Source organism: Rhizobium sp. 01L419 (assembly GCF_056400025.1).
Window position 1 is genome coordinate 1 of sequence record NZ_JBFTSM010000004.1, and the last position, 23,449, is coordinate 23,449.

Sequence of the window (23,449 nt, forward strand, 5' to 3'; positions counted from 1 at the left end):
CGCCAATTCGCTTGATTTCTTTAGAACGAAAGACTTCGTCGCCAGCAGCGCCGCCGCCCTCGTTCAGTGAGTGGGCTTATAATCCCACACCCTCGAAACAGTCAACACATCCCAACCAACTTTTTTGACATTTTTGTAACAGGTTGATTCGAMAGGGGATTTTCTGGCAGAAAGTTATCCACAGATCCACTTTGCGACAAAATTCTCGAACAATCTTTTACTGAACGATAAAAAATCATCCTGAACCCCTCCCAAAAATGCGGAAAGGCCACGAAAAAACAGTGCCTTGGCCAGTTTTATGGTTAACACCGAATAAATGGCCGCTCGTCCGCCCATGTCAAACGACCGTCATAAAGGATTGTCGTGAAAGGCTCGGAACCTAACGCGCATTTCCGTGTTTCCCTCCCCATTGAAGGAAAGGAGACAGACATGGCCGCCAGTACCGATGATCTCAGAACATCCGTCAGCAAGGACATCGCCGCCTTGCAGCAGGAGGTGTCCCGCCTACAGAAGATGATTTCCGCTCAGGGCGCCGAAGCCTATTACGAAGTGCGCGACCGCGCAGGCAAGGCTTATGAAGACGCGCTTCCCCGTGCCAAGAGCGCAGTCGCCCAAATCCGGGCAGAAGGTGCGGCAGTCGCCGGCACGGCCCGCGAACATCCGGCAGCGACCACGACGGCACTTCTGGTTGCTGGAGCGATCGGCTTCCTGGCGGGCTATATGCTGTCGAGCGCCTCACAACCCGAACAGCGCCACTGGTGGCGTTGAACCACCAACCTCCATCGCTACATTTTTGCGCATCCTGCAAATCCAATTTTTGCAGGATGCGTAAACACTTATGTCTTAGAAAAACCAATTTTTAATGCGAGCAGTGGGAACATAAAAATGAAGGGAGGACATCATGGAAAACAAGAGAGAGAAGCTGATCGTTGAAGTCAGCGTCGACGGCGGCGATGGGCGCCTTGCAGTCGGCATCATGAACATGCGCCAGGCGCTAGATCTCCCCGAAATGCCGAGCCTGTCCTACACACATCCGGATCCGGCCAAGGCTGCTGCCGGCATCGTGGTGAACCGGCAGGAACTCGCCGGCTTCATGGCCTGCCCCTGAGGCAGTAGAAAAGCTCTTCTTCCCCTACTGCGCTTTTCCTGAAGCGTTGATAGTTCCTTTCGGCATCCGAGATCCCCTACTCCCCAGAATTTCGAGCCCCATTGCTGGCATCCATACGTCGTTCATGCAAAGAACGGCTTTCGCAATCGCATCAGGGATGGCGAAGTGAAAGACCGGCGATCACCGCAAAAAACACGCGAACCCAACAGACCCGAGGCCGAACCGGCCGGCAAGCGGGTTACGCTCCCGCGCGCGCTCTCCAAGCTTGGCTATTGTTCCCGCACGCAGGCCGAACGCCTGATTTCAGAGGGCCGCGTCGAGGTCGGCAATCGCATCGTCACCGATCCCTCGGCATGGGTCGATCTTTCGACCGCCCTCATTAAGGTCGATGGCAAGCAGATCGCCGCCGAGGCCAGGATCTACCTGATGCTGAACAAGCCGCGCGGCCTTGTGACCACCCGCCATGATCCGGAAGGTCGCCCGACGGTCTATGACTGCCTGACCGAGTTTGATGTCCCACACCTCTCGCCTGTCGGCCGGCTCGACAAGGCGAGCGAGGGGTTGCTGCTCTTCACCAACGATACGGAATTCGCCCAGGCGCTGCTCGACCCAATCACTCACGTCTCGAAATCCTATCACGTCCAGATCGACCGGATCGCTGACGATGACATGCTGGCGGCCATGACATCGGGTCTTCGGCATGAAGGTGAACTGCTGCGCGCCACAGCTGCCCGAAAGCTGCGTGAAGGCGACCGCAATTCCTGGATCGAAGTAGAACTGCAGGAAGGCCGCAACCGGCAGATCCGCCGGATGCTGGAAGCACTTGATATCGCTTGCCTGCGGCTCATGCGTGTGGCGATCGGTGGGCTGGAGCTTGGCGACTTGCCAAAGGGATCTGTTAGGGCGCTGACCGAGACCGAACTGAAGGATCTTCGCCGGAAGATCGCACCGGCAAAATAATAAGGGATCGGGAATGAACGAGATGAAGCCGCATGATTTCTGGCAGGGTATCCATCCGCCCGGCAGTTTTGAAACGGTCGGTGACTTCACGTCCTTCTTCGTGGCGGAACTCGAGGATGGCAGGCAGTTGCGGCTGCCGATCCGCGTACTCTCGGACGGCGAACATGGGTTGGCCTCGCTGATCATCAATCAGGCAAGCTTCACAGTGCTGGATGCACTCGCCGAAGACCTAGCCGCAAAAATAGAGCCCTTCGCTATCGACGTGGTCGCCGGTCTGCCGACACTCGGTCTGACCCTTGCCGCAGCAGTTGCCCAGAAGCTCGGACACGACCGGTATGTGCCGCTCGGCACCTCCCGCAAATTCTGGTATCGCGACGAATTGTCGGTCGCCCTCTCATCGATTACCACACCGGAGCAACAGAAACGGCTCTATGTCGATCCGCGCATGCTGCCTCTTCTGGAAGGCCGCCGCGTCGCGCTGATCGACGACGTCATATCGAGCGGAACCTCGATCGTCGCAGGTCTCGATCTTCTCGCAAGCTGCGGCATAGAACCCGTCGTCATTGGCGCGGCAATGCTGCAATCGGACCGCTGGCCCGCCAAACTCGATGCCGCAGGCCCCAAATGGCAGGCACGCACGAAAGGCGTTTTTGCCACGCCCGTCCTAGAGCGGACAGCCGAAGGAAAATGGCGCAGACCGGCCTGACCAGCAGCAAGATCAGATGTCAGGACCGATCATTCTTTCGTCTGAGCGGGCTATACAGCACCGAACGAAAAGCTACATTCGGCGTGTGATCGAAGACAGGAACCGCCGATGACGCTTGAGCAAGCAGCCCTCCTGATCCTGCTGGTGGCGATGCTCTTCTTGTTCTCCCTCGATCGCCTGCGCATAGAAGTTGTCGCGATCGGCGGATTACTTGCGGGTTATGTGCTGGGCCTTTATCCTGCCGACGGGATCTTTGCCGGCTTCGCAAGCCCGGTGGTCATCACTGTCGTGGAAATCCTGATGGTCGTCCAGGTTCTGGCGCGCACCAAACTCTTTGACAGCCTCGCTGAGCGCTTTGTGGCATCGGGCCTTTCGCATTTCCGGGTCATAGCAGGCGTCTCCGCCCTGACCGGCTTCATCTCGATCTTCATGAACAATATCGGCGCCTTCGCAATTACCCTACCGCTGGCGCTGCGGCTGAACACGCTCATGAGCATTCCGCGCCGGCAGCTCGTGATGCCAATATCCTTCGCCGCTCTTCTCGGCGGTCTCGTCTCATTGATCGGCACGCCCGCCAATCTTCTCGTCAGCGATGCGCTTGAGAAAACCACAGGCAAAGGTTTCCGCTTCTTCGACTTTGCTTATGTCGGGCTTCCGGTCGCCGTAACAGGCATTCTGCTGATCGCGCTGATCGTGCGGCGGTTGTTTTCGGAGCCGGACGAGGTCGCGGAAGTGCCAACTCCGCCGGCCCGCCGCATCGTCGTAGAGCGCAGCATTCCCGAACATTCGCCGCTCGTCGGCGTAACACTTGCCCAATGTCCAGAGCGTTTCGGCATCCAGCCGCATGCCCTGATCCGCGATAGGGCTTTCGTCTTTGGCCCGCTCGAACAATCGGTCATTCAGCCGGGCGATATTCTGTTGGCGCAGGGCGCGGATTCGGTCTTCGCGGATCTGGCCGCCTCGCAAACGCTGGCGCCAAACGCCCATCCGCATGGGCTGCAGCCGGATTTCGCCAGCATCGAAGCCGTCGTCATGCCGGAAAGCACGGTCGTCGGCTCGCGCATCGCCTCGCTGGAAGTCTTCCGTACTCGCGGCGTCACCGTTTCAGCACTGTCGATGCGTTCTCCCCGTATCGAAGGACGTTTTGCGGATCTCCAGCTTTCCATCGGCGACATATTGGTGCTGGAGGGCCCGAAAGCGGCGATAGCTGAGGCGCTGGAAGAGTGTGAATGTCTGCCCCTTGCTTCCGCAGCGCCCTTCCCCGGATCGCCGGCTTCATGGCAGCCTTTTGCAATCTTTGCCTGCGGCGTTGTCGCTTCCGCCTTCGGCCTACGCCCCGATATTGCTCTTGCCTTCGTGGTGCTGGCGCTCGCGCTGCCCGGCTATCTCAACATTCGTCATGCAATGGCGGACCTCAATTGGCCAATCATCATCATGCTCGCGGCAATGATCCCGATCGGTCAGGCTGTCGCCACAACGGGCATGGCCGAGACCATCGCAGCGTGGCTGAGCCTAGCCTTCCCGATCAGCCATCCGCTGTGGGGCATCGCACTCGTTCTGTTTCTGGCCATGGCGCTGACACCCTTCGTCAACAATGCCACGGTCGCGATCGTGCTCGCGCCGATCGCGCTGGAATTTGCGAGAGCCGGCCAGCAGCCGCCACAGGCCTATCTGATTGCGGTGGCCGCCGGTGCCTCGCAGGACTTCCTCACACCCTTCGGCCATCACAACAATACGCTGTCGATGAGCATCGGCAGCTACCGCTTTGGCGATTTCCTGCGCGCCGGCTGGCCGCTGACACTCGCCGGCTATATAGTTACGCTCATTCTCATCACCCTCTTCTGGCTTTGATGAGCCTTTGCTTGACTTCCCCCGCAATGAAACTAGAGCAGGGACAGTTTAAGCCGATAGAAGGACAGCCGAGCACCGTGCGCATTCTCTCCGAAGCCCATTTCCCGGAATTGCCGAACTACTACCGTGGCAAGGTGCGCGAGAATTACGATCTTCCGGATGGCCGGCGCATTATCATCAGCACCGACCGGCTGAGCGCCTTCGACCGCATCCTGACCTGCATTCCCTACAAGGGACAGGTGCTGACGCAGACGGCCCGCTACTGGTTCGAGGCAACGAAGGACATTTGCCCCAATCACGTTCTCGACTATCCCGATCCGAACGTCGTCATCGGCAAGCGGCTCGATATTCTTCCTGTCGAGATCGTCGTACGCGGCTATCTCGCCGGCACGACCGGCACCTCAATCCTGACGCTTTACAAAAAGGGCGAGCGTGAGATGTACGGCATGCGTCTACCCGACGGCATGCACGACAACCAGGTTCTTCCCGAGCCGGTCATCACGCCGACCAGCAAGGAATTCGACGGCGGCCACGACGAACCGCTGACGCCGGCCGAAATCGTCAGCCGTGGGCTGCTGACGAAAGAGCAGTGGGAAACGCTTTCCAAATATGCGCTGGCGCTTTTCGCCCGCGGCCAGGACATGGCCGCAAAACGCGGCCTGATCCTTGTCGACACCAAATATGAATTCGGCACGGACGAGAATGGCAACATCATTCTCGCCGACGAGATTCATACGCCCGACAGCAGCCGCTACTGGGTGGCAGAAACCTATCCCGCTGCCTTCGAAGCGGGCAAGCGGCCGGAAAGCTTCGACAAGGACTTCGTACGCGCCTGGGTGGTCGAGCGCTGCGACCCCTATAAGGATGAAATTCCGGAAATTCCGGTCGAGCTGATCAAGCAGACCTCGGCGGTCTACATCAAAGCCTATGAATGGATCACCGGCGAACGCTTCCTGCCCGACGATCGTGGTGAAACGCCGGCGGCGCGTGTGCGGGTAAATCTCGCGCCCTATTTTTCCTGAACCGTTAAAGACAAAGCTGCAAGCCTGCTTGCAGCCTTTCAACCAATCGCGCTAGCATTGGAAAAAAGGGGTGCCGGGCCAAGCCCGGCGGGGGACAGATGGCACGCAGGCCCAGACGCAAGGCCGAAGAAACTCGGGAGGATATCCTCTCGACGGCGGAAACGCTGTTTCGCCAGCGCGGCTTCGTCGCGGTTTCCATCGCCGACATCGCCTCGTCGCTACACATGTCGCCGGCCAATGTTTTCAAGCATTTTCAATCAAAGGCGGTGCTTGTCGATGCGATCGCCGAGCGCCATCTCGGCAATGCCACGGAGCGCTTTGCCGCCGTCGACACCAGCCTGCCGCCGAAGGAGCAATTGCTGAGCTTCGTCCTGCGCCTGCTCGACAGCCATCTGCAGGATATACAGCAGAAMCCCTACATCTTCGAAATGGTGATCTCTACGATCGATGCCAAGCTCGACGCCGGTCATCGCTATCGCCAACGGATAGAACAGAAACTCGGCGAGATCATCCGTGAAGGTGTGGCCGAAGGCAGCTACCATTGCGACAATACAGACGCGGCGGCCCGAACCGTCGCAGACGTTCTGGCCTGCGTTCTGCACCCTATTCTCATCGCCAAGGACGACAAAAACACGCTTGTCTACCGTGCGGAAAAAATCGTGTGTTTCGTGGATGCCGCACTGCAAAATAACCCTTGCTAAGTGACGATTGCTGAATTACGTCACTTCGTAAAGCTTTTCTTAATATCGGATAACGGCATCTGTTTCCGGATCAATCATCACTCTTATATAGAGCGGCGCCTCATAGGGGCCGGCGATTGAACCGCTACTGCCACCGCACAGGAAATTCAGCATGATCTGGCGTGCCCTCATCGTCTCCTCGGCCCTCATGCTCGTTATGGGCCTCGTCGCCTGCAACGAGAGCGGCAGCAAGCCCGCAGGCAATGCAGGCGGGGGTGCAGCCCAGCAGGCCGCTCCGGTTGGTGTGGTCACGCTGAAAAAGGACACCTATCCGATCACCACGATCCTGCCTGGCCGCGCCGAAGCCTTCCAGGTAGCCGATATCCGCCCGCAAGTGAACGGCATCATCCGCGAGATCGCCTTCAAGGAAGGCGGCGAGGTCAAGAAGGGCGACCTGCTCTACCAGATCGACGATGCCGCCTATCGCGCCGCTGTCGAACAGGCCCAGGCGACCATCTCCAAGGCTCAGGCGAGCGTGCCGAGCGCCCAGAGCAATTTCGACCGCTATCAGCGGCTGGTCGGCAGCGGCGCGACGCAGATCGAGTTCGAAACCGCCCGCACGGCGCTTGCCCAGGCAAATGCCGAAGTCGAAGCGGCCAAGGCCGCGCTGACATCAGCGCAGATCGACCTTGACCACACAAAGATCATCGCGCCCTTCGACGGCATTATCGACCAGACCGCCTATAATGTCGGGAACCTCGTCGCGGCCAATCAGTCGACCGCGCTGACCACCATCCGCCAGCTCGATCCGATCTATATTTCGCTGACGGAATCGAGCACCAACCTTTTGAAGCTGCGCGATGCAATCGCTGCCGGCGAGGTCAAGGGTGAGGACAACAATGTCGCCTTCCGCCTGATCCTCGAAGACGGCCGGGAATATAATCAGAAGGGCAAGCTCGACATGTCGAAGCAGGTCGTCAGCGAAACGACCGGCACCTTCATCATTCGCGTGGTTTTCCCAAATCCGAACCGCGTCGTCCTGCCGGGCATGTATGTACGCGCCACGGTCGAACTCGGTGCTGAAGCCGGATATTCCCTGCCGCAGCTTGCAACAACCCGCGATGCCAACGGCCGCCTGACCGCACAGTTCATTTCCACCGAGGGCAAGGTCGAGACCCGGGTCTTCGAAAATGCCACACCCTCCAACAATTCCTGGCTGGTGACGCAAGGCGTGAAGGACGGCGATCAGCTGATCATCAGCGGCCTGCAGTCGATTGTATCAGGCATGCCAGTAAAGCCGGTTCCAATGAAGATCAACGATAACGGCGTGGTTATCCCTGCCGATCAGCCTGTGGCCGGAGGCGAACAGAAGCCCGCAGCAAAGTAATGCGCAGGCGCTTTCGTATCGTCACCGTCCCAGCCGTACAGGAATAACCGATGGCCAAGTTTTTCATCCGACGACCGATCTTCGCCTGGGTCATTGCGATCACCATCATGCTCGGCGGTCTGCTCGCCATCTTCACGCTGTCGATCTCGCAATATCCCGACATTGCGCCGACCACGGTCCGCATCAACGCCAGCTATCGCGGCGCGAGCGCCGAGACGGTCGAAAAATCGGTGACCACCCTTATCGAAGACGGCATGACCGGCCTCGATGACCTCACCTACATGACCTCGACCTCATCGACAGGTTCAGCTAGCATTTCGCTGACATTCGGTACCAGCATCGATCCTGACATTGCGCAGGTGCAGGTGCAAAACAAGTTGCAGCTCGTCCAGTCGCAACTGCCTGGCGACGTCATCGATGCCGGTATCAGCGTCACGCGTTCCACCTCGAGCATTCTTCTCGTCGGCTCGCTGGTCTCGACGGACGGCAAGCGCACCTCCGTCGACCTCGGCAACATCATGTCGACCTCGATCGAAGACCAGATCCAGCGTCTGGAAGGCGTAGGCAGCATCAATGTGTTTGGCTCCGGCTACGCGATGCGTGTCTGGCTGGATCCGTTCAAGCTGCAGAAATACCAGCTCACCCCCGGCGATGTGACCTCGGCCATCCAAGCACAGAACACCCAGGTCTCCGTCGGCTCGCTCGGCGCTCAGCCGGCCGTTCCGGGCCAGCAGATCAACGTCACCATCACTGCGCAGAGCCAGCTCACCACGGTTGCTGATTTCGAACACATCATCCTGAAGGTCGAAAAAGACGGTTCGACCGTCCGCCTCAGCGATGTCGCCCGCGTCGAGATCGGTCAGGAAAGCTACGGTGGCAGCTCGCGATATAATGGCCTGCCGTCATCAGGTTTCGCCATCAATCTCGCGATCGGCGCGAACGCCATCGATACTGCCGCCCGTGTCCGTACTGCGCTCGAAACGATCGGCCGCGGCCTCCCGGAAGGCGTCGAGATCACCTATCCCTACGACACAACCCCATTTGTCGAGCTGTCGATTGAGAAGGTCGTGCATACGCTGATCGAGGCGATCGTGCTCGTCTTCGTGGTCCTGCTGATCTTCCTGCAGAACTTGCGCGCAACATTGATCCCGACCATCGCCGTTCCCGTCGTGCTTCTGGGCACGTTCGGCGTCCTCGCGGTCACAGGCTATTCAATCAATACGCTGACCATGTTCGCCATGGTGCTGGCGATCGGCCTTCTCGTCGACGATGCCATCGTCGTCGTGGAAAACGTCGAGCGCATCATGTCGGAGGAGAAGCTTTCGCCTCTGGAGGCCACCGAGAAATCGATGGGGGAAATCACCGGGGCCATCGTCGGCATCGCTCTCGTGCTGACCGCCGTCTTCATCCCCATGGCCTTCTTCGGCGGTTCGACCGGCATCATCTATCGCCAGTTCTCCATCACCATCGTTTCGGCCATGCTGCTCTCTGCGCTTGTCGCCATCGTGCTGACACCTGCGCTCTGCGCTACGATGCTGAAGCCGGTCAACGAGCACAAGAAGCATCGCATCGGCGACTGGTTCAACCGCAACTTCACCCGCTCGACCAACGGCTATGTTCGCACCATCGGCTACCTGTTGAAGCGGCCGGTCCGTGTCATGCTGGTGTTCCTGCTGGTCGGCGTCGGCTGCGCCTATCTCTTCACCCGTCTGCCGAGCTCGTTCCTGCCGCAGGAAGACCAGGGCGTGCTCCTGACCATCGTCACCACGCCGCCGGGCTCCACCACGCAGCAGACGCAGGCCGTCGTTGAAAAGGTCGAAAAATACTTCCGTGAAAACGAGAAGGATGCAGTGGAATCCGTCTTCGGCGCACTCGGCTTCGGCTTCAACGGTTCCGGCCAGAACAGCGCCATCGTCTTCACCAAGCTCAAGGACTTCTCGCTGCGCACCGATCCCAACCTCAGCGCGCAGTCGGTGGTCAACCGAGCTCTCAAGAGCTTCTTTGCGATCCGCGAGGCGCAGGTCTTTGCGCTGCTGCCGCCCGCAATCCAGGGCCTCGGCGTGTCGAGCGGCTTCTCCATGTATCTGGTGGATACCGGCGGCCACGGCAATCAGGCCCTGACGGCCGCTTCCAAGCGGCTGATCCAGATGGCTGGTGCCACCGGCAAGGTCGTGGCGTTGCGTTCGAATAACAAGGAAGTCGAGCCGCAGATGAAGATCCTGATCGATCAGGAGAAGATCGGCGCCATGGGTGTCGACCTCGCCTCGGTCAACTCAATGCTGTCGATCATCTTCACCGGCCGCGACGTCAACGACTTTACGCTGAACGGCGAGATCAAACCGGTCTACGTGCAGGGCGACGCGCCCTTCCGCATGCAGCCGACCGATCTGAACCACTGGTATGCCCGCAACAACGCCGGCGAAATGGTGCCATTCTCCGCCTTCACCACCACCCAGTGGGTCGACGGCGCGCCGTCTCTTGCCCGCTTCAACGCCGTCAGCGCCATTCCGCTTGATGGCGGCGCGGCGCCAGGCGTCTCCTCGGGTGAAGCCATGAATGAGATGGAAGCCCTGACCGAACAGCTCGGCGGCGGCTATACGGTCGCCTGGCAGGGCATTTCCTATCAGGAGCGCCTCTCGGGTTCGCAGGCGCCGATGCTCTACGCGATCTCGGTTCTCGTCGTCTTCCTCTGCCTGGCTGCGCTTTACGAAAGCTGGTCGATCCCCTTCTCGGTCATCATGGCTGTGCCGGTCGGCGTGCTCGGGGCGCTCGTCGCGGCAACGCTCTTCGGGCAGGCGAACGACGTCTATTTCAAGGTGGGCTTGCTCACGACCATCGGCCTTGCGGCGAAGAACGCGATCCTGATCGTGGAATTCGCCAAGGACCGGATGGAGACAGGGCTGGGCCTCTTCGAGGCGACGCTGGAAGCAGCCAGGCTGCGCCTGCGTCCCATCATCATGACTTCTCTGGCATTCATCCTCGGCGTCGTGCCGCTGGCGATCGCAACAGGCGCGGGTTCCGCCGCCCAGAACGCGATCGGCATCGGCGTGCTCGGCGGGATGCTCGCTGCGACGATGTTGGGCATTTTCTTCGTGCCGAGCTTCTTCGTCGTCATCCGCCGCATCTTTGCCACACGGCAAAAAAATGAGGCGGGAGTGTGATATAAATGCACTGTGAGAAAGCTTTTCAGATTGCTACATTGCGCACGGACTGCTTCGGCATGATGTTTTGCGTATGGAACGAGGCGCGTTAGCCGATAGTGAAGCATGACGCTTCGGGACAAGAATTGACTTGCTCGAGTTACAGGATGAAATGCATGGTACCCCTTCGTTATGCCACACCGGCGTTATTGTTATTGCTATCGGGCTGCGTAGTAGGCCCTGATCACGTACCTCCTGAAATGGCGCTTCCTGGAAAATTCAGTGAAGGTGGCAAAAAGAACATCGGCGATGTCGCTACCACGGCTTGGTGGACCGCCTATAACGACCGCAAGCTCGACAGCCTTGTCCAGACCGGCCTTAGCCAGAACCTGACGATTCAACAAGCGATCGAGCGTATCAATTCCGCATCCGCCAACGTCACCATCGCCGGCGCCGGCGCCTTGCCCGCCCTCGATGTCGGTGCTTCCCACACCATCAGTGGCCAGGGGGGCGAACTCCGTACCCAATTCGACACCCGCAACACCAGCGCCGGACAGCTTTCCCTGTCCTGGCTGCTCGATCTGTTCGGACTCTACAAGCGCAGCAAGGAAAGCGCGCTCGCCTCTCTTGATTCCGCTTACGCGGGTGCCGACATCGCCAAGCTGTCCTACATCCAGGACCTTGTCTCGACCTACATTGATCTGCGCTTCTTCCAGCAGCGTCTGGCGCTTTCGAAGGCCAACCTGAAGTCCCGTCAGGAAACCTACGACCTCACCAAGTTCCAGCTTGATGCAGGCGCGGCATCCCGCCTCGACGTCGTGCAGGCTGAGGGTCTTGTCCAGTCGACCCTCGCAGAAATCCCCGGCCTCGAAACCAACATCCGCGTTTCGGCCCATCATATCGCCACCCTCCTCGGCCAGCCGGCCGGTTCGATGGTTGATGAACTGTTGCGTGGCTCCGGCCAGCCGACTTTCCGCGGCGGCATCAATTCCGGCATTCCGGCCGACCTGATCCGCAACCGTCCAGATATTCGCCAGGCCGAGCGCAACCTCGCCGCCGCTACTGCCCAGATCGGTGTCGCAGAGGCTCAGCTCTACCCGTCGATCTCGCTCTCAGGTTCGATCTCGCCGAGCTACATTAACCAGCGCGGCATACATGGCGGCCTGTCGGCATGGTCCTTCGGCCCGACCCTGAACCTGCCGATCCTCGACGGTGGCCGCCTGCGCGCCAATGTCGACGTTTCCAAGTCTGACGCAGTCGCATCCTACCTCGCCTGGAAACAGACCGTCCTGACGGCAATCCAGCAGGTCGAGGATGCCCTTTCGGCCGTTCGCCGTGACGCCCAGACCGTTGACGCCTTGCGCGCTCAGGTCAGGACGACGCAGGAAACCCTCGAGCTTTCGACGGCATCCTACAAGGACGGCGCTTCTTCGCTGCTCGACGTTCTCGACGCCCAGCGTCAGGTCTCTCTCGCTCAAGCAAGCCTTGCCGCCGCTGTTCAGCAGATGGCGAAGGATTACGCTGCGCTCAACATCGCAACCGGTGGCGGCTTCGCTCCGGGCGGCAAGACCACCGGTTCGGGACCGGTCAAGGTTACCAAGGGCACCTAAACTCCTCGCATAGTATTGTTCCGAAGCCCCGCGGTTTCCGCGGGGCTTTTTCTTTGCGTGAATATCTGCCGCGACAGATAATATACACATTGGAGGAATTTGGATTCGACAAGCCGCAATCGCTACGCTATGCAATTGATTAAACGATTAAGCGCAGAACTTCAAAACAATGGCTTCACAACGCTCGGGACCCAACCTCAGCAGGATAGCGACGTCGCTCGGCGTCTCTGTTGCCACGGTCTCGAATGCGCTCTCCGGCAAGGGCCGGGTTTCCGACGCTCTGATCGAAAGAATTCGCTCGCATGCCGCCGAACTCGGCTATGTGCCGAGCCAGGCCGGGCGGGCGCTGCGTACGGGCCGCAGCGGCGTGCTCGGTCTTGTCCTGCCTGATATCGCCAATCCCCTCTTCCCAAAAATTGCCCAGGCCATCGAATCTGCCGCATCCGCCGCCGGCTACGGAGTGCTGATCGCCGACTCTCGCGGCGATATCACGGCGCAGACCGAGGCGATCAACCGGCTGGTGGAACGCGGCGTCGACGGCATGGTGGTCGTGCCTCGCCGCGCCACCCGTATTTCCGCCGCAAGCTGCCCGGTTGCGGTTATCGACACAGCCTCCACGCCCGGCAATACGGTCGCTGCCGACCATTGGCAGGGCGGCAGGGAAATCGCCACCCATCTCGCCGGCCTCGGCCACAAGCAGATCCTGATCATCGGCAACAATCACGAATCCAATGTCCAGAATGACCGAGCCGGCGGCATCAGGGCCGGCCTGGCGCCCGGCATGCGCTCCGAAACGCTCTGGATCGAGCGGTTGGAAACCGAGACGGGCGCCGGCTGCCGGCTGGGCCTTGCGGAAAAGGCGGGTCAGGGCTTCACCGCCTTTGCAGCCCTTTCCGACCTGCAGGCTCTGCGCGCACTGACCGAACTTCAGCAAGAGGGGATCAGCGTGCCCGGCGATGTCAGTGTCACCGGCTTCGATGATCTCATCTGGTCGCCCGTCGTCACGCCGTCGCTAACGACGGTGAGGATGGACATGGATACGATTGCCGATATCGCCGTCTCCGCGCTTATCGACAGAATAAACGAAAGCGGCACTCAGGAGGGCGTGCTGGTCACGGCGAAGACCGAACGCGTACCCATGCAGCTCATCATCCGCCACTCATCCGGGCGCGCGAACCCGGCACCAAAAATCTCAGAGATGGAGAACATGTAGAATGAAGAAAACCCTCATTGCATCGATGGCGCTGGCCGCACTTTCCCCCTTCGGCGCCGCAGCTCAGGAACGGACGCTGACCGTTTCCGTCTATGCTTTCGCACAGGATGACTTCAAGACGATCGTCTACGATCCCTTCGAGGCCAAATGCGGCTGCAAGCTTATTGTCGAGACCGGCAACAGCGTCGAGCGCCTCGCCAAGATGGAAGCCAACAAGGCCAATCCGGTCATCGATCTTGCAGCCGTCTCCATGGCTGATGGGCTCGCCGCTTCCCGCGCCGGCCTGATCGACAAGCTCGATACGTCCAAACTCGAAAATTTGTCCAAGCTCTACGATATCGCCAAGGATCCGAACGCCGATGGCATGAGCGTCGGCTACACCTTCTACGCCACCTCGATCGCCTATCGCTCCGACAAGATGAAGATCGAGTCCTGGGCCGATCTCTTGAAGCCTGAATATGTCGGCCACGTCGCCTTCCCGAACGTCACGACCAACCAAGGCCCGCCGGCGCTCTATATGCTCGGCCTCGCGCTCGGCAAGGACACGCCGGACCTCAAGGCGCCGATCGAAGCACTCGGCGAAAAGAAGGACGAGATCGTCACCTTCTATGAAAAGTCCTCACAGCTCGTGCAGCTTATGCAGCAGGAAGAAATCTGGGCCGCTCCAATCGGCCGCTTCTCCTGGGCGGGCTTCACCAAGCTCGATGTTCCCGTTGCATGGGCAACGCCCAAGGAAGGCCAGACCGGCGGCATGAACGTGCTGGTGCTGACCAAGGGTTCAAAGAACCAGGACCTCGCCCTGCAGTTCATGGATTTCTGGCTATCGACGGACGTCCAGACCAAGCTCGCCGAAAAGCTGATCGACAGCCCGGCGAACAAGGAGGTCAAGGTCTCCGACGCGGTCGCCAACAATATCACCTACGGCGAAGAGACCGCCAAAAGCTTGAAGCTCATCCCCTCCGCAGCCGCCCTCGACAACCGCAATGGCTGGCTGAAGGAATGGAATGAAAAGGTCGGCCAGTGAGCCGTCGCTGAAATCGGTCCCGGCGCCAGCCGGGACCGACCCTTCCTCAGCTCGAAAGGCGTCTCATGTTCCAGAACCGCGCAGAAGCCCTGGCGCTTGCCCTGCCGGCAGCGATCTTCGCCGCCGTGGTCTTCCTGCTGCCTGTCGCGATCCTGCTCTCTGAAGGCTTTCGCAGCGGCGGCGCCTGGACGCTTGCCGCCTATGTTGATTTCTTCTCTCAGACGCTGAACCGCACCGTCTTCTTCCGCACCTTCCGGCTCGGCCTCGAGGTGACGGCAGTTTCGGCCATCATCGGCTATGCCGCCGCTTTTGCGATCGTTAATCTGCCGCCGAAGGGCAAGGGCCGCATGATCGGTCTCATCACCCTGCCGCTGATGATTTCGCCCGTCGCCCGTACCTATGCCTGGATCGTCATCCTCGGCCGCACCGGTATCGTCAATGAAGCGATCACCGGCCTCGGCCTGAGCGCAGAACCACTACGCCTTCTCTTCACGGAAACCGCCGTCTTCATCGGCCTGCTTCAGCTTTTCCTGCCTTTGATGATCCTGTCGCTGATCAGTGCATTGGAAAATATGCCGAAGGACGCTATTCCCGCCGCCCGCGTTCTCGGCGCCAACTGGTTCCAGGTCTTCTGGAAGGTCATCCTGCCGCTCACCAAGGAAGGCCTTGTCGTCGGTGGCACGCTGGTCTTTACCGGCTCACTGACGGCCTATATCACGCCCGCCATTCTGGGCGGCTCCAAGGTGCTGATGCTGGAAACGCTGCTGTACCAGCAGGTCTCCGTCGCCAATAACTTCGTCTCGGCGAGCGTCATCGCCTTCATCCTGATCGTCATGAGCTTTGCCGCCAATATTCTGCTGAAGCGCCTTGCCACCGCAAGGAACCGCCGATGAGTATCCGCCTCTTCTCACCGGTCGTGCTGTTCCTGTTGCTGGTCTTCCTGATCGGCCCCTTCCTGATCATCATCGCTGCCTCGCTTTCGGCCGGCGACACGCTGGCCTTCCCGCCGCAGGGCCTGTCGCTGCGCTGGGTGGCCAAGGTCTTCACCATCGACAGTTTCCGCGACAGCTTTGCCATGTCGATGTTTCTGGCGGTCTTTGGAACGCTCTCAGCTCTCATCCTCGGCATTCCCGCGGCCTATGCACTGTCGCGCTACCGGCTGCCAGGGTCGGAGACGGTGAGAACCATCGTCTCCCTGCCGATCATCGTGCCTGGTATCATTGTCGGCCTGGCGCTGCTGCGGTATCTGGTCGTGCCCTTCAGCTTCAACATCACGCTGGCACTCTTCTTCGCTCATACTGCACTGGTGCTGCCCTATGCCGTACGCGTGGTATCCGCGAGCCTCGGAAACCTGCGCGCCGATATCGAGGAAGCCGCGGTATTGCTCGGCTCCTCGCGGCTCGGCGCCTTCTTCCGCGTCGTCATGCCGAATATCCGCGGCGGCATTCTCGCTGCCTTCATCCTCGGCTTCGTCACCAGCTTCAATCAGGTGCCAGTCTCGCTCTTCCTCTCCGGTCCCGGCGTCCGCACGCTGCCGATCGACATGCTGGGTTATATGGAGACCACCTACGACCCTTCCGTTGCCGCGCTCTCCGCGCTACTCGCCTTCCTTTCGATCGGTATCGTCTTCCTTGCCGAACGCTTCCTGGGATTTTCTCGCTATGTCTGATGCATACCTTCAACTCGACAAGCTGACACTCGCCTATGGCGATACGGTCGCGGTGAAGGACCTCGACCTGTCGATCGCCAAGGGTGAGCTGGTAGCTCTTCTCGGCCCCTCCGGCTGCGGCAAGACGACGACCATGCGCGCCATTGCCGGCCTGCTCAACCCGGCCTCCGGCCGGATCAATCTGGATGGCGCCGAGATCACCCGCGTTTCCGCCAACAAGCGCGCCATAGGCCTCGTCTTCCAGTCCTACGCACTTTTCCCGCATCTGACGGTCTATGAAAACGTTGCCTTCGGCCTACGCCTGAAGGGCCTTCGCGGCCAGGATCTGGAGACCAAGGTCAACGCCGGCCTGAAATCCGTCGGCCTTGCCAAATTCGCCACCCGTAAGCCAGGCGAACTCTCCGGCGGCCAGCAGCAGCGCGTGGCGCTTGCCCGCTCCATGGTCATGGAACCGAAGGTGTTGCTGCTCGACGAACCTCTCTCCAACCTCGACGCCCGCCTGCGCCTGGAAATGCGCGCGGAACTGCAGCGCGTGCAGAAGGAAACCGGCGTGACGATGATCTTCGTCACCCACGATCAGGCGGAAGCGCTTGCCCTTGCCGACCGTATCATCGTCATGCTGAACGGCGGCATCGAGCAGATCGGCACGCCCGAAGAGATCTACAACAAGCCAGTCTCTTCCTTCGTTGCCGATTTCGTCGGCTTCGAGAATGTCTTTGCGCTGAAGGACGGAAAGCTTTCGACGCCAAACGGCCCGGTCGCGCTTTCCGCCCCAGCGCCTGAAGCTGCAGCGGGCCTGGCCTGGCGGCCGCGCGCGGTGATCCTTGGTTCCGGGCCTTTCCCGGGTACCGTGCGTGGCACGTCTTTCGCCGGCAACAGCCACGAATATCTGCTGGACAGCACGCTTGGCCCGATTAAGGCGGAAGTCGATGCCGCCCTGCCGCAACACGAACTGGGCAGCACGATCGTCTTCGACCTGCCGGTTGCAGCTTCCGCAAGCCTCAAGCGTTTCGGGTGAGATCATGGGCGTCTGGATCGACACGGACATGGGTTTCGACGATATCGCCGCCATCATGGTGGTGACGAACGCCGAACTCGACATCGACGGCGTCTCGCTGGTCTTCGGCAATGCGCCGCTGCCGCAGGTGCGCACCAATGCGGCGGGCGCTGCCAAGGCCTTCGGCTGGAAATTTCCAATTCACACCGGCCGCGACATGCCCGTCCTCGGCAAACTAGAGACGGCGCAGGCGATCCTCGGCGAAAGCGGCATTCCAACGACAGGCAAACACCTGCCGCCGGCCCCTATCCTCCCTGACAGCGATGCCTTCGTCGCTCTTTGCCGCTGGCTAGAGCTGGAAGGCCCGCATCGCATCCTGGCGCTCGGACCGCTCACGAATATCGCAGCACTGGCGCTCGCGCGGCCCGATCTTGCAGCCGGCATCACCGAACTCGTCTGGATGGGTGGCGGCGTCACCTCGGGCAACCACACGGCCTCCGCCGAATTCAACGCCCTTGCCGACCCGGAGGCGCTGGCGATCGTCATCGCTCACAAGCTGCCGCTGCGCATGGTCGATCTCGATCTCTGCCGCAAGGTTCTCGCAAAGCCGGAGGATGCCGATTCAGTGCGTGCGGCGGGCGGTGCCAATGCCGACCTGATCGCCGACATGTTCGCCGGTTACATCAGGATCGGCACCAGCCGCGGACGCGCAGCCATGGCCATCTACGATCCCTCGGCCGCCGTCGCCTTCGTCGCGCCGCAGGTGGTAAGCTTTCGCCCCGCTCGCATCGATGCAGAACTGCAAGGCCAGCACACGCGTGGGCGCACCGTCGTTGAAACCCGCGCCACTCACGCAACGTTCAATGCTCAGTTCGCCGCCGACATCGATGCCGAAATGGCGCGTGTCATCATTCTCGCCGCCCTGGTCAACGAGGCCCGCAAATGACCGCAACCCTGCGCCAGGAACCTGCCGATCTCAATGATCCGGTCTTACGTGCCCGTGCTGTCGCAGCGGCTCGCGGCGATAGTCCTTTCGATGTGCTTATTACCGGCGGCCGCATTCTCGATACCGTCACCGGCCTGATCCGCGAGGCCGATATCGGCCTCGTCGGCGCTTTGATCGCAAGCGTCCACGCGCCGGCAAGCCGTAGCGATTCCGCAAGCGTAATCGATGCCACCGGCAGCATCATCTCTCCCGGGCTGATCGATACGCATATGCATATCGAAAGCTCGATGGTCACGCCGGCGGAATATGCGGAAGCCGTACTGCCGCGCGGTGTCACGACAATCGTCTGGGATCCGCATGAATTCGGCAACGTCCATGGTCTCGACGGCGTGCGCTGGGCAATCGAAGCCTCGCGCTGCCTGCCACTGCGTATGATCCTGCTTGCCCCCTCCTGCGTTCCCTCCGCCCCCGGTCTCGAACTGGCCGGCGCGGATTTCGACGCCAACATCATCGCCGACCTGCTGCGTACGCCGGCAATCGGCGGCGTCGCCGAGGTCATGAACATGCGTGGCGTCATCGATGGCGATCCCCGTCTGACAGCCATCGTCAATGCCGGCCTGACCTCCGGCAAGCTCGTCTGCGGCCATGCCCGCGGACTTGATGGTGCTGACCTCAATGCCTTCATGGCGGCCGGCGTCACCTCCGATCACGAGCTCACATCAGGCCCCGACCTGCTGCAGAAACTCGCAGCCGGAATGACGATCGAGCTGCGCGGCTCGCACGATCATCTGCTGAAAGAATTCGTCGATGCGCTTGATGGCATCGGTCACCTGCCGGCGACCGTCACACTCTGCACCGACGACGTTTTCCCCGATGAACTCCATGAAAATGGTGGTCTTGACGACGTGGTACGTCGCCTCGTTCGCTACGGCATGAGGCCGGAATGGGCGCTTGGCGCAGCAACCTTCAATGCGGCACAGCGATTGAAACGCTCCGATCTCGGCCTCATCGCAGCTGGTCGCCGGGCCGATCTCGTCTTGTTCGAAGACTTGGCCGGCTTCAAGGCCCGCACCGTCATCGCCAATGGCCGCTTGGTCGCCGAAAACGGCGTGGTGACGGAACCCACCCAGCCATTCGATACAAGCCCGCTCCTGCGCTCGGTCAAGCTCGCACAGCTCACCGACGATGACTTCCGCATTCCCGCTGAAGGCACCAGAGTGCGTCTCGCGACGATCGATCGACCGCGCTTCACCCAATGGGGCGAGGCAGAAGCCGACGTTCGTGACGGCTTCGTCGTGCCGCCCGCCGGCAGTGCCATGATCGCTGTCGCGCATCGCCATGGACTGGCGGATGGGAAGCCGCGCATCGGCTTCCTGACCGGCTGGGGCGAATGGCGCGGTGCCTTCTGCACCACTGTCTCGCATGACAGCCACAACCTCACCGTCTTCGGCGGGAATGCACGCGACATGGCGCTTGCGGCAAACGCCGTCATCGAGGTCGGCGGCGGCATGGCCGTCGCAAAGGACGGCCAGGTCGAAGTCCTTCTACCGCTGCCACTCTCCGGCCTCGTGAGCGACGCTTCCCTCCAGGAAACCGCCAACGGCTTTGCCGGCATCCGCAAGGCCATGGAGAAGATCGTCGACTGGAAGCCACCCTATTTGGTCTTCAAGGCCTGCTTCGGCGCTACGCTTGCCTGCAATGTCGGCCCACACCAGACCGACTGCGGCATCGCCGATGTCGTTACCGGCAAAGTGCTGGAGAGCCCGATATTGGAAACCCTCTGAGGCGGTTTACGCCTCGGCCTTGAGCTCTTGCTCCACAAGTGCCACCCAATAGGCTGCGCCATATCCGAGCGCCTCGTCATTGAAGTCGTAGGCGGTATTGTGGTGCAGCGCGCCATCCACGGCAGGGCCGTTGCCGAGCCAGACGTAGCAGCCCGGCGCATTCTGTCCGAAGAAAGCGAAATCGTCGCCGGCCGTGGACGGCGGAAAGCTCGTGCGCACCTTTTCGCCAAAGACGCCCCGCGCTGCACCCAGCGCCCGCGCCGTTGCATCCGCATTGTTGACCACAGGAGGAATGCGACGTTCGAATTCATAGTCTGCCGAGATGCCGAACATCGCGGCCGTTCCCTGCGCTAGGCGACCGATTTCCGCCTCGAGTTGGTCACGAACCTCCGGCGAATAGGCGCGGGCCGTCCCGCCGATCTCGACGATATCAGGGATGACGTTCAATGCCCTGGGATTGCCGGCCTGGACCGAACAGGCGCTGACGACCGCCGGCTGAAGAGGATCGACGACACGCCCAACGATGGTCTGCAGCGACGATAGGAAGGTGCCGGCAGCCGTGATTGGATCACGCCCGAGATGCGGCTTTGCGCCATGCGTGCCAACACCGCGGAACGTGATCCGCCAGCTATCCGACGAAGCAAGCTGTGGCCCCTCCACAACGGCGATTTCATCGATGGCAAGCCCTGGCATATTGTGCAGCCCATAGACGGCATCACAGGGAAACTGCTTGAACAGCCCTTCTTCGACCATGCGCTTCGCCCCGCCACGGCCTTCCTCGGCCGGCTGGAAGATGAAATGCACCGTGCCGGAGAACCCTCGCGTTTCTGCCAGATACCGCGCCGCGCCGAGCAGCATTGCCGTATGCCCGTCATGGCCACAGGCATGCATCTTGCCCGGTTCCGTCGACTTGTAGGGGCGATCTGCTGTCTCCGGCATGGCAAGCGCATCCATATCCGCCCTCAGCCCGATCGTGCGCGTACCGTTACCGATCTGCAGCGTGCCGACGACTCCGGTGCCACCGAGGCCGCGATGCACCTTGATGCCCAACTCTTCCAGCAGCTTCGCGACGATACCGCTGGTGCGCTCCTCCTCGAAGCCGAGTTCGGGATGGGCATGCAGATCGCGGCGGAGATTGGTGAGAAAAGGCAGATCGTTGCTGATCCGGGCGGGGATGCTCATGAGCCTGGATATCCTGTAAAGCGAAACGGGCGCCCGACGGCGCCCGCATCAGATCGTTCTTTCTTCAACAAACAGGCAGAGAGCGCAACCCCTCACGCCTCCTCGACGAACACCTCTTCACGCTTGCGCTTGACGCTCGGCAGGAAGACGACAATCAGCACCGCCACGGCGATCGTCAGCAGAATGGCGCTGATCGGCCGTGTGACGAAGGTCGTCGCATCGCCACGCGACAGGATCATGGCACGCCGCAGGTTCTCCTCCAGCAGCGGCCCGAGCACGAAGCCAAGCAGCAACGGCGCCGGCTCGCAGCGGAGTTTTGCGAGCACGTAGCCGATGAAACCGAAGAAGGCGACGGCATAGAGGTCGTAGACGTTGGAATTGACGCTGTAGACCCCGATCGAGCAGAAGGCCATGATGATCGGGAAGAGCACGTAATAAGGCACTGTCAGCAGCTTCACCCACAGGCCGATCAGCGGCAGGTTGAGGATGACGAGCATCAGGTTGCCGATCCACATCGAGGCGATGATGCCCCAGAAGAGCGCCGGCTGTTCCGTTGCCACGTTTGGCCCCGGTACGATGCCCTGGATGATCATCGCGCCGACCATAAGCGCCATGACCGGGTTTGCCGGAATGCCGAGCGTCAAAAGCGGAATGAACGAGGTCTGCGCACCGGCATTGTTGGCCGATTCCGGCCCTGCAACGCCGGCAACTGCACCATGACCGAATTCCTCCGGCTTCTTGGAGACGCGTTTTTCCACCGTATAGGAAGCGAAGGAGGCGAGGATCGCGCCGCCGCCCGGCAGGATGCCGAGCGCCGAGCCGATGACAGTGCCGCGAATGATTGGCGCGATCATCTGCCTGAATTCCTCCTTCGACGGCAACAGCCCCGAGACTTTTGCCATCAACACTGTGCGCGTCTTCTCGCCTTCCAGATTGCGCAGGATTTCCGCAATGCCGAAGACGCCGACAGCAAGCGCCACGAAATTCAATCCGTCGGCATATTCGCGGATGCCGAGCGTGAAGCGCGGCGTGCCGGTATAGATATCCGTGCCCACAAGGCCGAGCAGCAGTCCAAGCGCCACCATCGCCAGCGCCTTGACGACCGAGCCATGTGCCAGCGCGATCGAGGATACGAGGCCGACGATCATCAGCGAGAAATATTCGGCCGAACCGAATTGCAGTGCAATCGCCGTCAGTGGCGGCGCAAAGACAGCCACGAGGAAGGTCGAGACCGTGCCAGCGAAGAAAGAGCCAAGCGCGGCAATCGCGAGCGCAGCGCCAGCCCTGCCCTTGCGCGCCATCTGATAGCCGTCGATGGCTGTCACGGCCGAGGAAGATTCACCCGGCATGTTGATGAGGATTGCCGTCGTCGAGCCGCCATACTGCGCGCCGTAATAGATGCCGGCGAGCATGATGAGCGAGGAAACAGGCTCGAGCTGGAAGGTGATCGGCAGCAGCATGGCGATCGTTGCCGTGGCACCAATACCGGGCAGCACGCCGATCAGCGTGCCGAGCAGCACGCCGATAAGGCAGAAGAACAGGTTTTCCGGGCTTGCCGCCGTATAGAAACCGAGTGCGAGATTGCTGAAGAGTTCCATACCCGCCTCCTAGAACCGGACCCAGGGGCCGAAACGTTCGAACGGCAGCCCAAGTGCGTAGCTGAAGACCCCAACCGAAAAGACCGTCAGCAGCAGCGAGAGAACCAGCGCGAACAGCACATTCATGCGACTGGATGCAAAACAAGCGATGAAGGCAGTCAGGAAGATTGCCGGAGCAAAACCGAGCCCGCGGACCGTCAGCCCGAAGAAGACCGGCGCCGGCAGGATGAAGAGCATGCCGCGCCAGGCAAATGGGTCGATCGGCTCGCCCTGAACCCGCACGGCCTGGACGAGAATAATCAGGCCGAGCAGGACGAGGATGCCTGACAGAACGAGCGGGAAATAGCCAGGCCCCATGCGAAAGGCCGTACCGAGGTCGAGGTTCAGCGACTGATAGGCAAAGAAGGCGCCGGCCGCGGCAAGCAGGGCACCGCATATGACATTGGTGGTGTCGAAACTGAGAGATTTCATGATGTCTCCTGGGGTTGGAGATGGGGCGTCGCGACGGAAATGAGACTGCGCAAATACCCTCCTCCTCGATCGGGAGGAGGGTATGAATGCGGCTGTCGGGC

General features: G+C 60.7%; 20 protein-coding genes. 17 read left to right on the plus strand and 3 right to left on the minus strand.

Features of this window, described 5'->3' with window-relative positions:
• Positions 1-429 precede the first annotated feature (429 nt).
• From AC1DUP_RS09995 to AC1DUP_RS10075, 17 genes are all read left to right on the plus strand, one after another.
• Positions 430-768, plus strand: a complete 339-nt coding sequence (locus tag AC1DUP_RS09995) for a hypothetical protein (protein WP_113309419.1) — start codon at positions 430-432, stop codon at positions 766-768.
• Between the two features lie 133 nt (positions 769-901).
• Positions 902-1,108, plus strand: coding sequence for a hypothetical protein (locus AC1DUP_RS10000; protein WP_113295451.1), 207 nt, complete (start codon positions 902-904; stop codon positions 1,106-1,108).
• Between the two features lie 165 nt (positions 1,109-1,273).
• Positions 1,274-2,068, plus strand: a complete 795-nt coding sequence (locus AC1DUP_RS10005; protein ID WP_477832570.1) for a pseudouridine synthase — start codon at positions 1,274-1,276, stop codon at positions 2,066-2,068.
• A gap of 22 nt (positions 2,069-2,090) precedes the next feature.
• Positions 2,091-2,774, plus strand: coding sequence for a phosphoribosyltransferase (locus AC1DUP_RS10010; RefSeq protein WP_477832723.1), 684 nt, complete (start codon positions 2,091-2,093; stop codon positions 2,772-2,774).
• A gap of 108 nt (positions 2,775-2,882) precedes the next feature.
• Entirely contained in the window at positions 2,883-4,625 is a 1,743-nt protein-coding gene (locus AC1DUP_RS10015; protein WP_477832571.1) for an SLC13 family permease, read from the plus strand.
• A 77-nt stretch (positions 4,626-4,702) separates the two neighbouring features.
• Positions 4,703-5,647, plus strand: coding sequence for a phosphoribosylaminoimidazolesuccinocarboxamide synthase (locus tag AC1DUP_RS10020; protein ID WP_477832572.1), 945 nt, complete (start codon positions 4,703-4,705; stop codon positions 5,645-5,647).
• A gap of 98 nt (positions 5,648-5,745) precedes the next feature.
• Entirely contained in the window at positions 5,746-6,348 is a 603-nt protein-coding gene (locus tag AC1DUP_RS10025) for a TetR/AcrR family transcriptional regulator (protein WP_477832573.1), read from the plus strand.
• A gap of 151 nt (positions 6,349-6,499) precedes the next feature.
• Positions 6,500-7,714, plus strand: a complete 1,215-nt coding sequence (locus tag AC1DUP_RS10030) for an efflux RND transporter periplasmic adaptor subunit (protein WP_477832574.1) — start codon at positions 6,500-6,502, stop codon at positions 7,712-7,714.
• Positions 7,715-7,764: 50 nt separating this feature from the next.
• On the plus strand, positions 7,765-10,875 hold the full coding sequence (locus tag AC1DUP_RS10035; RefSeq protein WP_477832575.1) for an efflux RND transporter permease subunit: 3,111 nt from the start codon (positions 7,765-7,767) through the stop codon (positions 10,873-10,875).
• Positions 10,876-11,030: 155 nt separating this feature from the next.
• Complete coding sequence (locus tag AC1DUP_RS10040) at positions 11,031-12,464, plus strand: efflux transporter outer membrane subunit (RefSeq protein ID WP_113295444.1); 1,434 nt, start codon at positions 11,031-11,033, stop codon at positions 12,462-12,464.
• A gap of 169 nt (positions 12,465-12,633) precedes the next feature.
• Positions 12,634-13,677, plus strand: coding sequence for a LacI family DNA-binding transcriptional regulator (locus AC1DUP_RS10045; RefSeq protein ID WP_477832576.1), 1,044 nt, complete (start codon positions 12,634-12,636; stop codon positions 13,675-13,677).
• Position 13,678: 1 nt separating this feature from the next.
• Positions 13,679-14,701, plus strand: coding sequence for an ABC transporter substrate-binding protein (locus tag AC1DUP_RS10050; RefSeq protein WP_113309391.1), 1,023 nt, complete (start codon positions 13,679-13,681; stop codon positions 14,699-14,701).
• A 65-nt stretch (positions 14,702-14,766) separates the two neighbouring features.
• Positions 14,767-15,594, plus strand: coding sequence for an ABC transporter permease (locus AC1DUP_RS10055; protein ID WP_113309388.1), 828 nt, complete (start codon positions 14,767-14,769; stop codon positions 15,592-15,594).
• Complete coding sequence (locus tag AC1DUP_RS10060; RefSeq protein ID WP_113508357.1) at positions 15,591-16,370, plus strand: ABC transporter permease; 780 nt, start codon at positions 15,591-15,593, stop codon at positions 16,368-16,370. The genes AC1DUP_RS10055 and AC1DUP_RS10060 overlap by 4 nt, the downstream gene beginning before the upstream one ends.
• Entirely contained in the window at positions 16,363-17,388 is a 1,026-nt protein-coding gene (locus AC1DUP_RS10065; protein ID WP_477832577.1) for an ABC transporter ATP-binding protein, read from the plus strand. The genes AC1DUP_RS10060 and AC1DUP_RS10065 overlap by 8 nt, the downstream gene beginning before the upstream one ends.
• A gap of 4 nt (positions 17,389-17,392) precedes the next feature.
• Positions 17,393-18,313, plus strand: coding sequence for a nucleoside hydrolase (locus AC1DUP_RS10070; RefSeq protein ID WP_477832578.1), 921 nt, complete (start codon positions 17,393-17,395; stop codon positions 18,311-18,313).
• The gene (locus AC1DUP_RS10075) at positions 18,310-20,097 is read left to right on the plus strand and encodes an adenine deaminase (protein WP_477832579.1); all 1,788 of its coding nucleotides are present in this window, start codon (positions 18,310-18,312) and stop codon (positions 20,095-20,097) included. Before AC1DUP_RS10070 ends, AC1DUP_RS10075 begins: the two co-directional genes overlap by 4 nt.
• A gap of 6 nt (positions 20,098-20,103) precedes the next feature.
• Here the strand turns inward: AC1DUP_RS10075 and AC1DUP_RS10080 are convergent, their stop codons facing one another.
• The 3 genes from AC1DUP_RS10080 to AC1DUP_RS10090 all read right to left on the minus strand — a co-directional run bounded on the left by AC1DUP_RS10080 (position 20,104) and on the right by AC1DUP_RS10090 (position 23,348).
• A complete protein-coding gene (locus tag AC1DUP_RS10080) occupies positions 20,104-21,279 on the minus strand; it encodes a M20 aminoacylase family protein (protein WP_477832580.1) in 1,176 nt (391 codons plus the stop codon).
• A 92-nt stretch (positions 21,280-21,371) separates the two neighbouring features.
• Positions 21,372-22,877, minus strand: coding sequence for a tripartite tricarboxylate transporter permease (locus tag AC1DUP_RS10085; protein WP_477832581.1), 1,506 nt, complete (start codon positions 22,875-22,877; stop codon positions 21,372-21,374).
• A 9-nt stretch (positions 22,878-22,886) separates the two neighbouring features.
• Positions 22,887-23,348: a tripartite tricarboxylate transporter TctB family protein gene (locus AC1DUP_RS10090; RefSeq protein ID WP_113295434.1), complete on the minus strand. Its 462-nt coding sequence runs from the start codon at positions 23,346-23,348 to the stop codon at positions 22,887-22,889.
• Positions 23,349-23,449 lie beyond the last annotated feature (101 nt).

Bases quoted from the DNA above. Each gene is read 5' to 3' on its own strand.
- AC1DUP_RS09995 (WP_113309419.1), top strand. From the start codon at position 430: ATGGCCGCCAGTACCGATGATCTCAGAACATCCGTCAGCAAGGACATC.
- AC1DUP_RS10000 (WP_113295451.1), top strand. From the start codon at position 902: ATGGAAAACAAGAGAGAGAAGCTGATCGTTGAAGTCAGCGTCGACGGC.
- AC1DUP_RS10010 (WP_477832723.1), top strand. From the start codon at position 2,091: ATGAAGCCGCATGATTTCTGGCAGGGTATCCATCCGCCCGGCAGTTTT.
- AC1DUP_RS10015 (WP_477832571.1), top strand. From the start codon at position 2,883: ATGACGCTTGAGCAAGCAGCCCTCCTGATCCTGCTGGTGGCGATGCTC.
- AC1DUP_RS10030 (WP_477832574.1), top strand. From the start codon at position 6,500: ATGATCTGGCGTGCCCTCATCGTCTCCTCGGCCCTCATGCTCGTTATG.
- AC1DUP_RS10035 (WP_477832575.1), top strand. From the start codon at position 7,765: ATGGCCAAGTTTTTCATCCGACGACCGATCTTCGCCTGGGTCATTGCG.
- AC1DUP_RS10040 (WP_113295444.1), top strand. From the start codon at position 11,031: ATGGTACCCCTTCGTTATGCCACACCGGCGTTATTGTTATTGCTATCG.
- AC1DUP_RS10045 (WP_477832576.1), top strand. From the start codon at position 12,634: ATGGCTTCACAACGCTCGGGACCCAACCTCAGCAGGATAGCGACGTCG.
- AC1DUP_RS10050 (WP_113309391.1), top strand. From the start codon at position 13,679: ATGAAGAAAACCCTCATTGCATCGATGGCGCTGGCCGCACTTTCCCCC.
- AC1DUP_RS10055 (WP_113309388.1), top strand. From the start codon at position 14,767: ATGTTCCAGAACCGCGCAGAAGCCCTGGCGCTTGCCCTGCCGGCAGCG.
- AC1DUP_RS10060 (WP_113508357.1), top strand. From the start codon at position 15,591: ATGAGTATCCGCCTCTTCTCACCGGTCGTGCTGTTCCTGTTGCTGGTC.
- AC1DUP_RS10065 (WP_477832577.1), top strand. From the start codon at position 16,363: ATGTCTGATGCATACCTTCAACTCGACAAGCTGACACTCGCCTATGGC.
- AC1DUP_RS10070 (WP_477832578.1), top strand. From the start codon at position 17,393: ATGGGCGTCTGGATCGACACGGACATGGGTTTCGACGATATCGCCGCC.
- AC1DUP_RS10075 (WP_477832579.1), top strand. From the start codon at position 18,310: ATGACCGCAACCCTGCGCCAGGAACCTGCCGATCTCAATGATCCGGTC.
- AC1DUP_RS10080 (WP_477832580.1), bottom strand. From the start codon at position 21,279: ATGAGCATCCCCGCCCGGATCAGCAACGATCTGCCTTTTCTCACCAAT.
- AC1DUP_RS10085 (WP_477832581.1), bottom strand. From the start codon at position 22,877: ATGGAACTCTTCAGCAATCTCGCACTCGGTTTCTATACGGCGGCAAGC.
- AC1DUP_RS10090 (WP_113295434.1), bottom strand. From the start codon at position 23,348: ATGAAATCTCTCAGTTTCGACACCACCAATGTCATATGCGGTGCCCTG.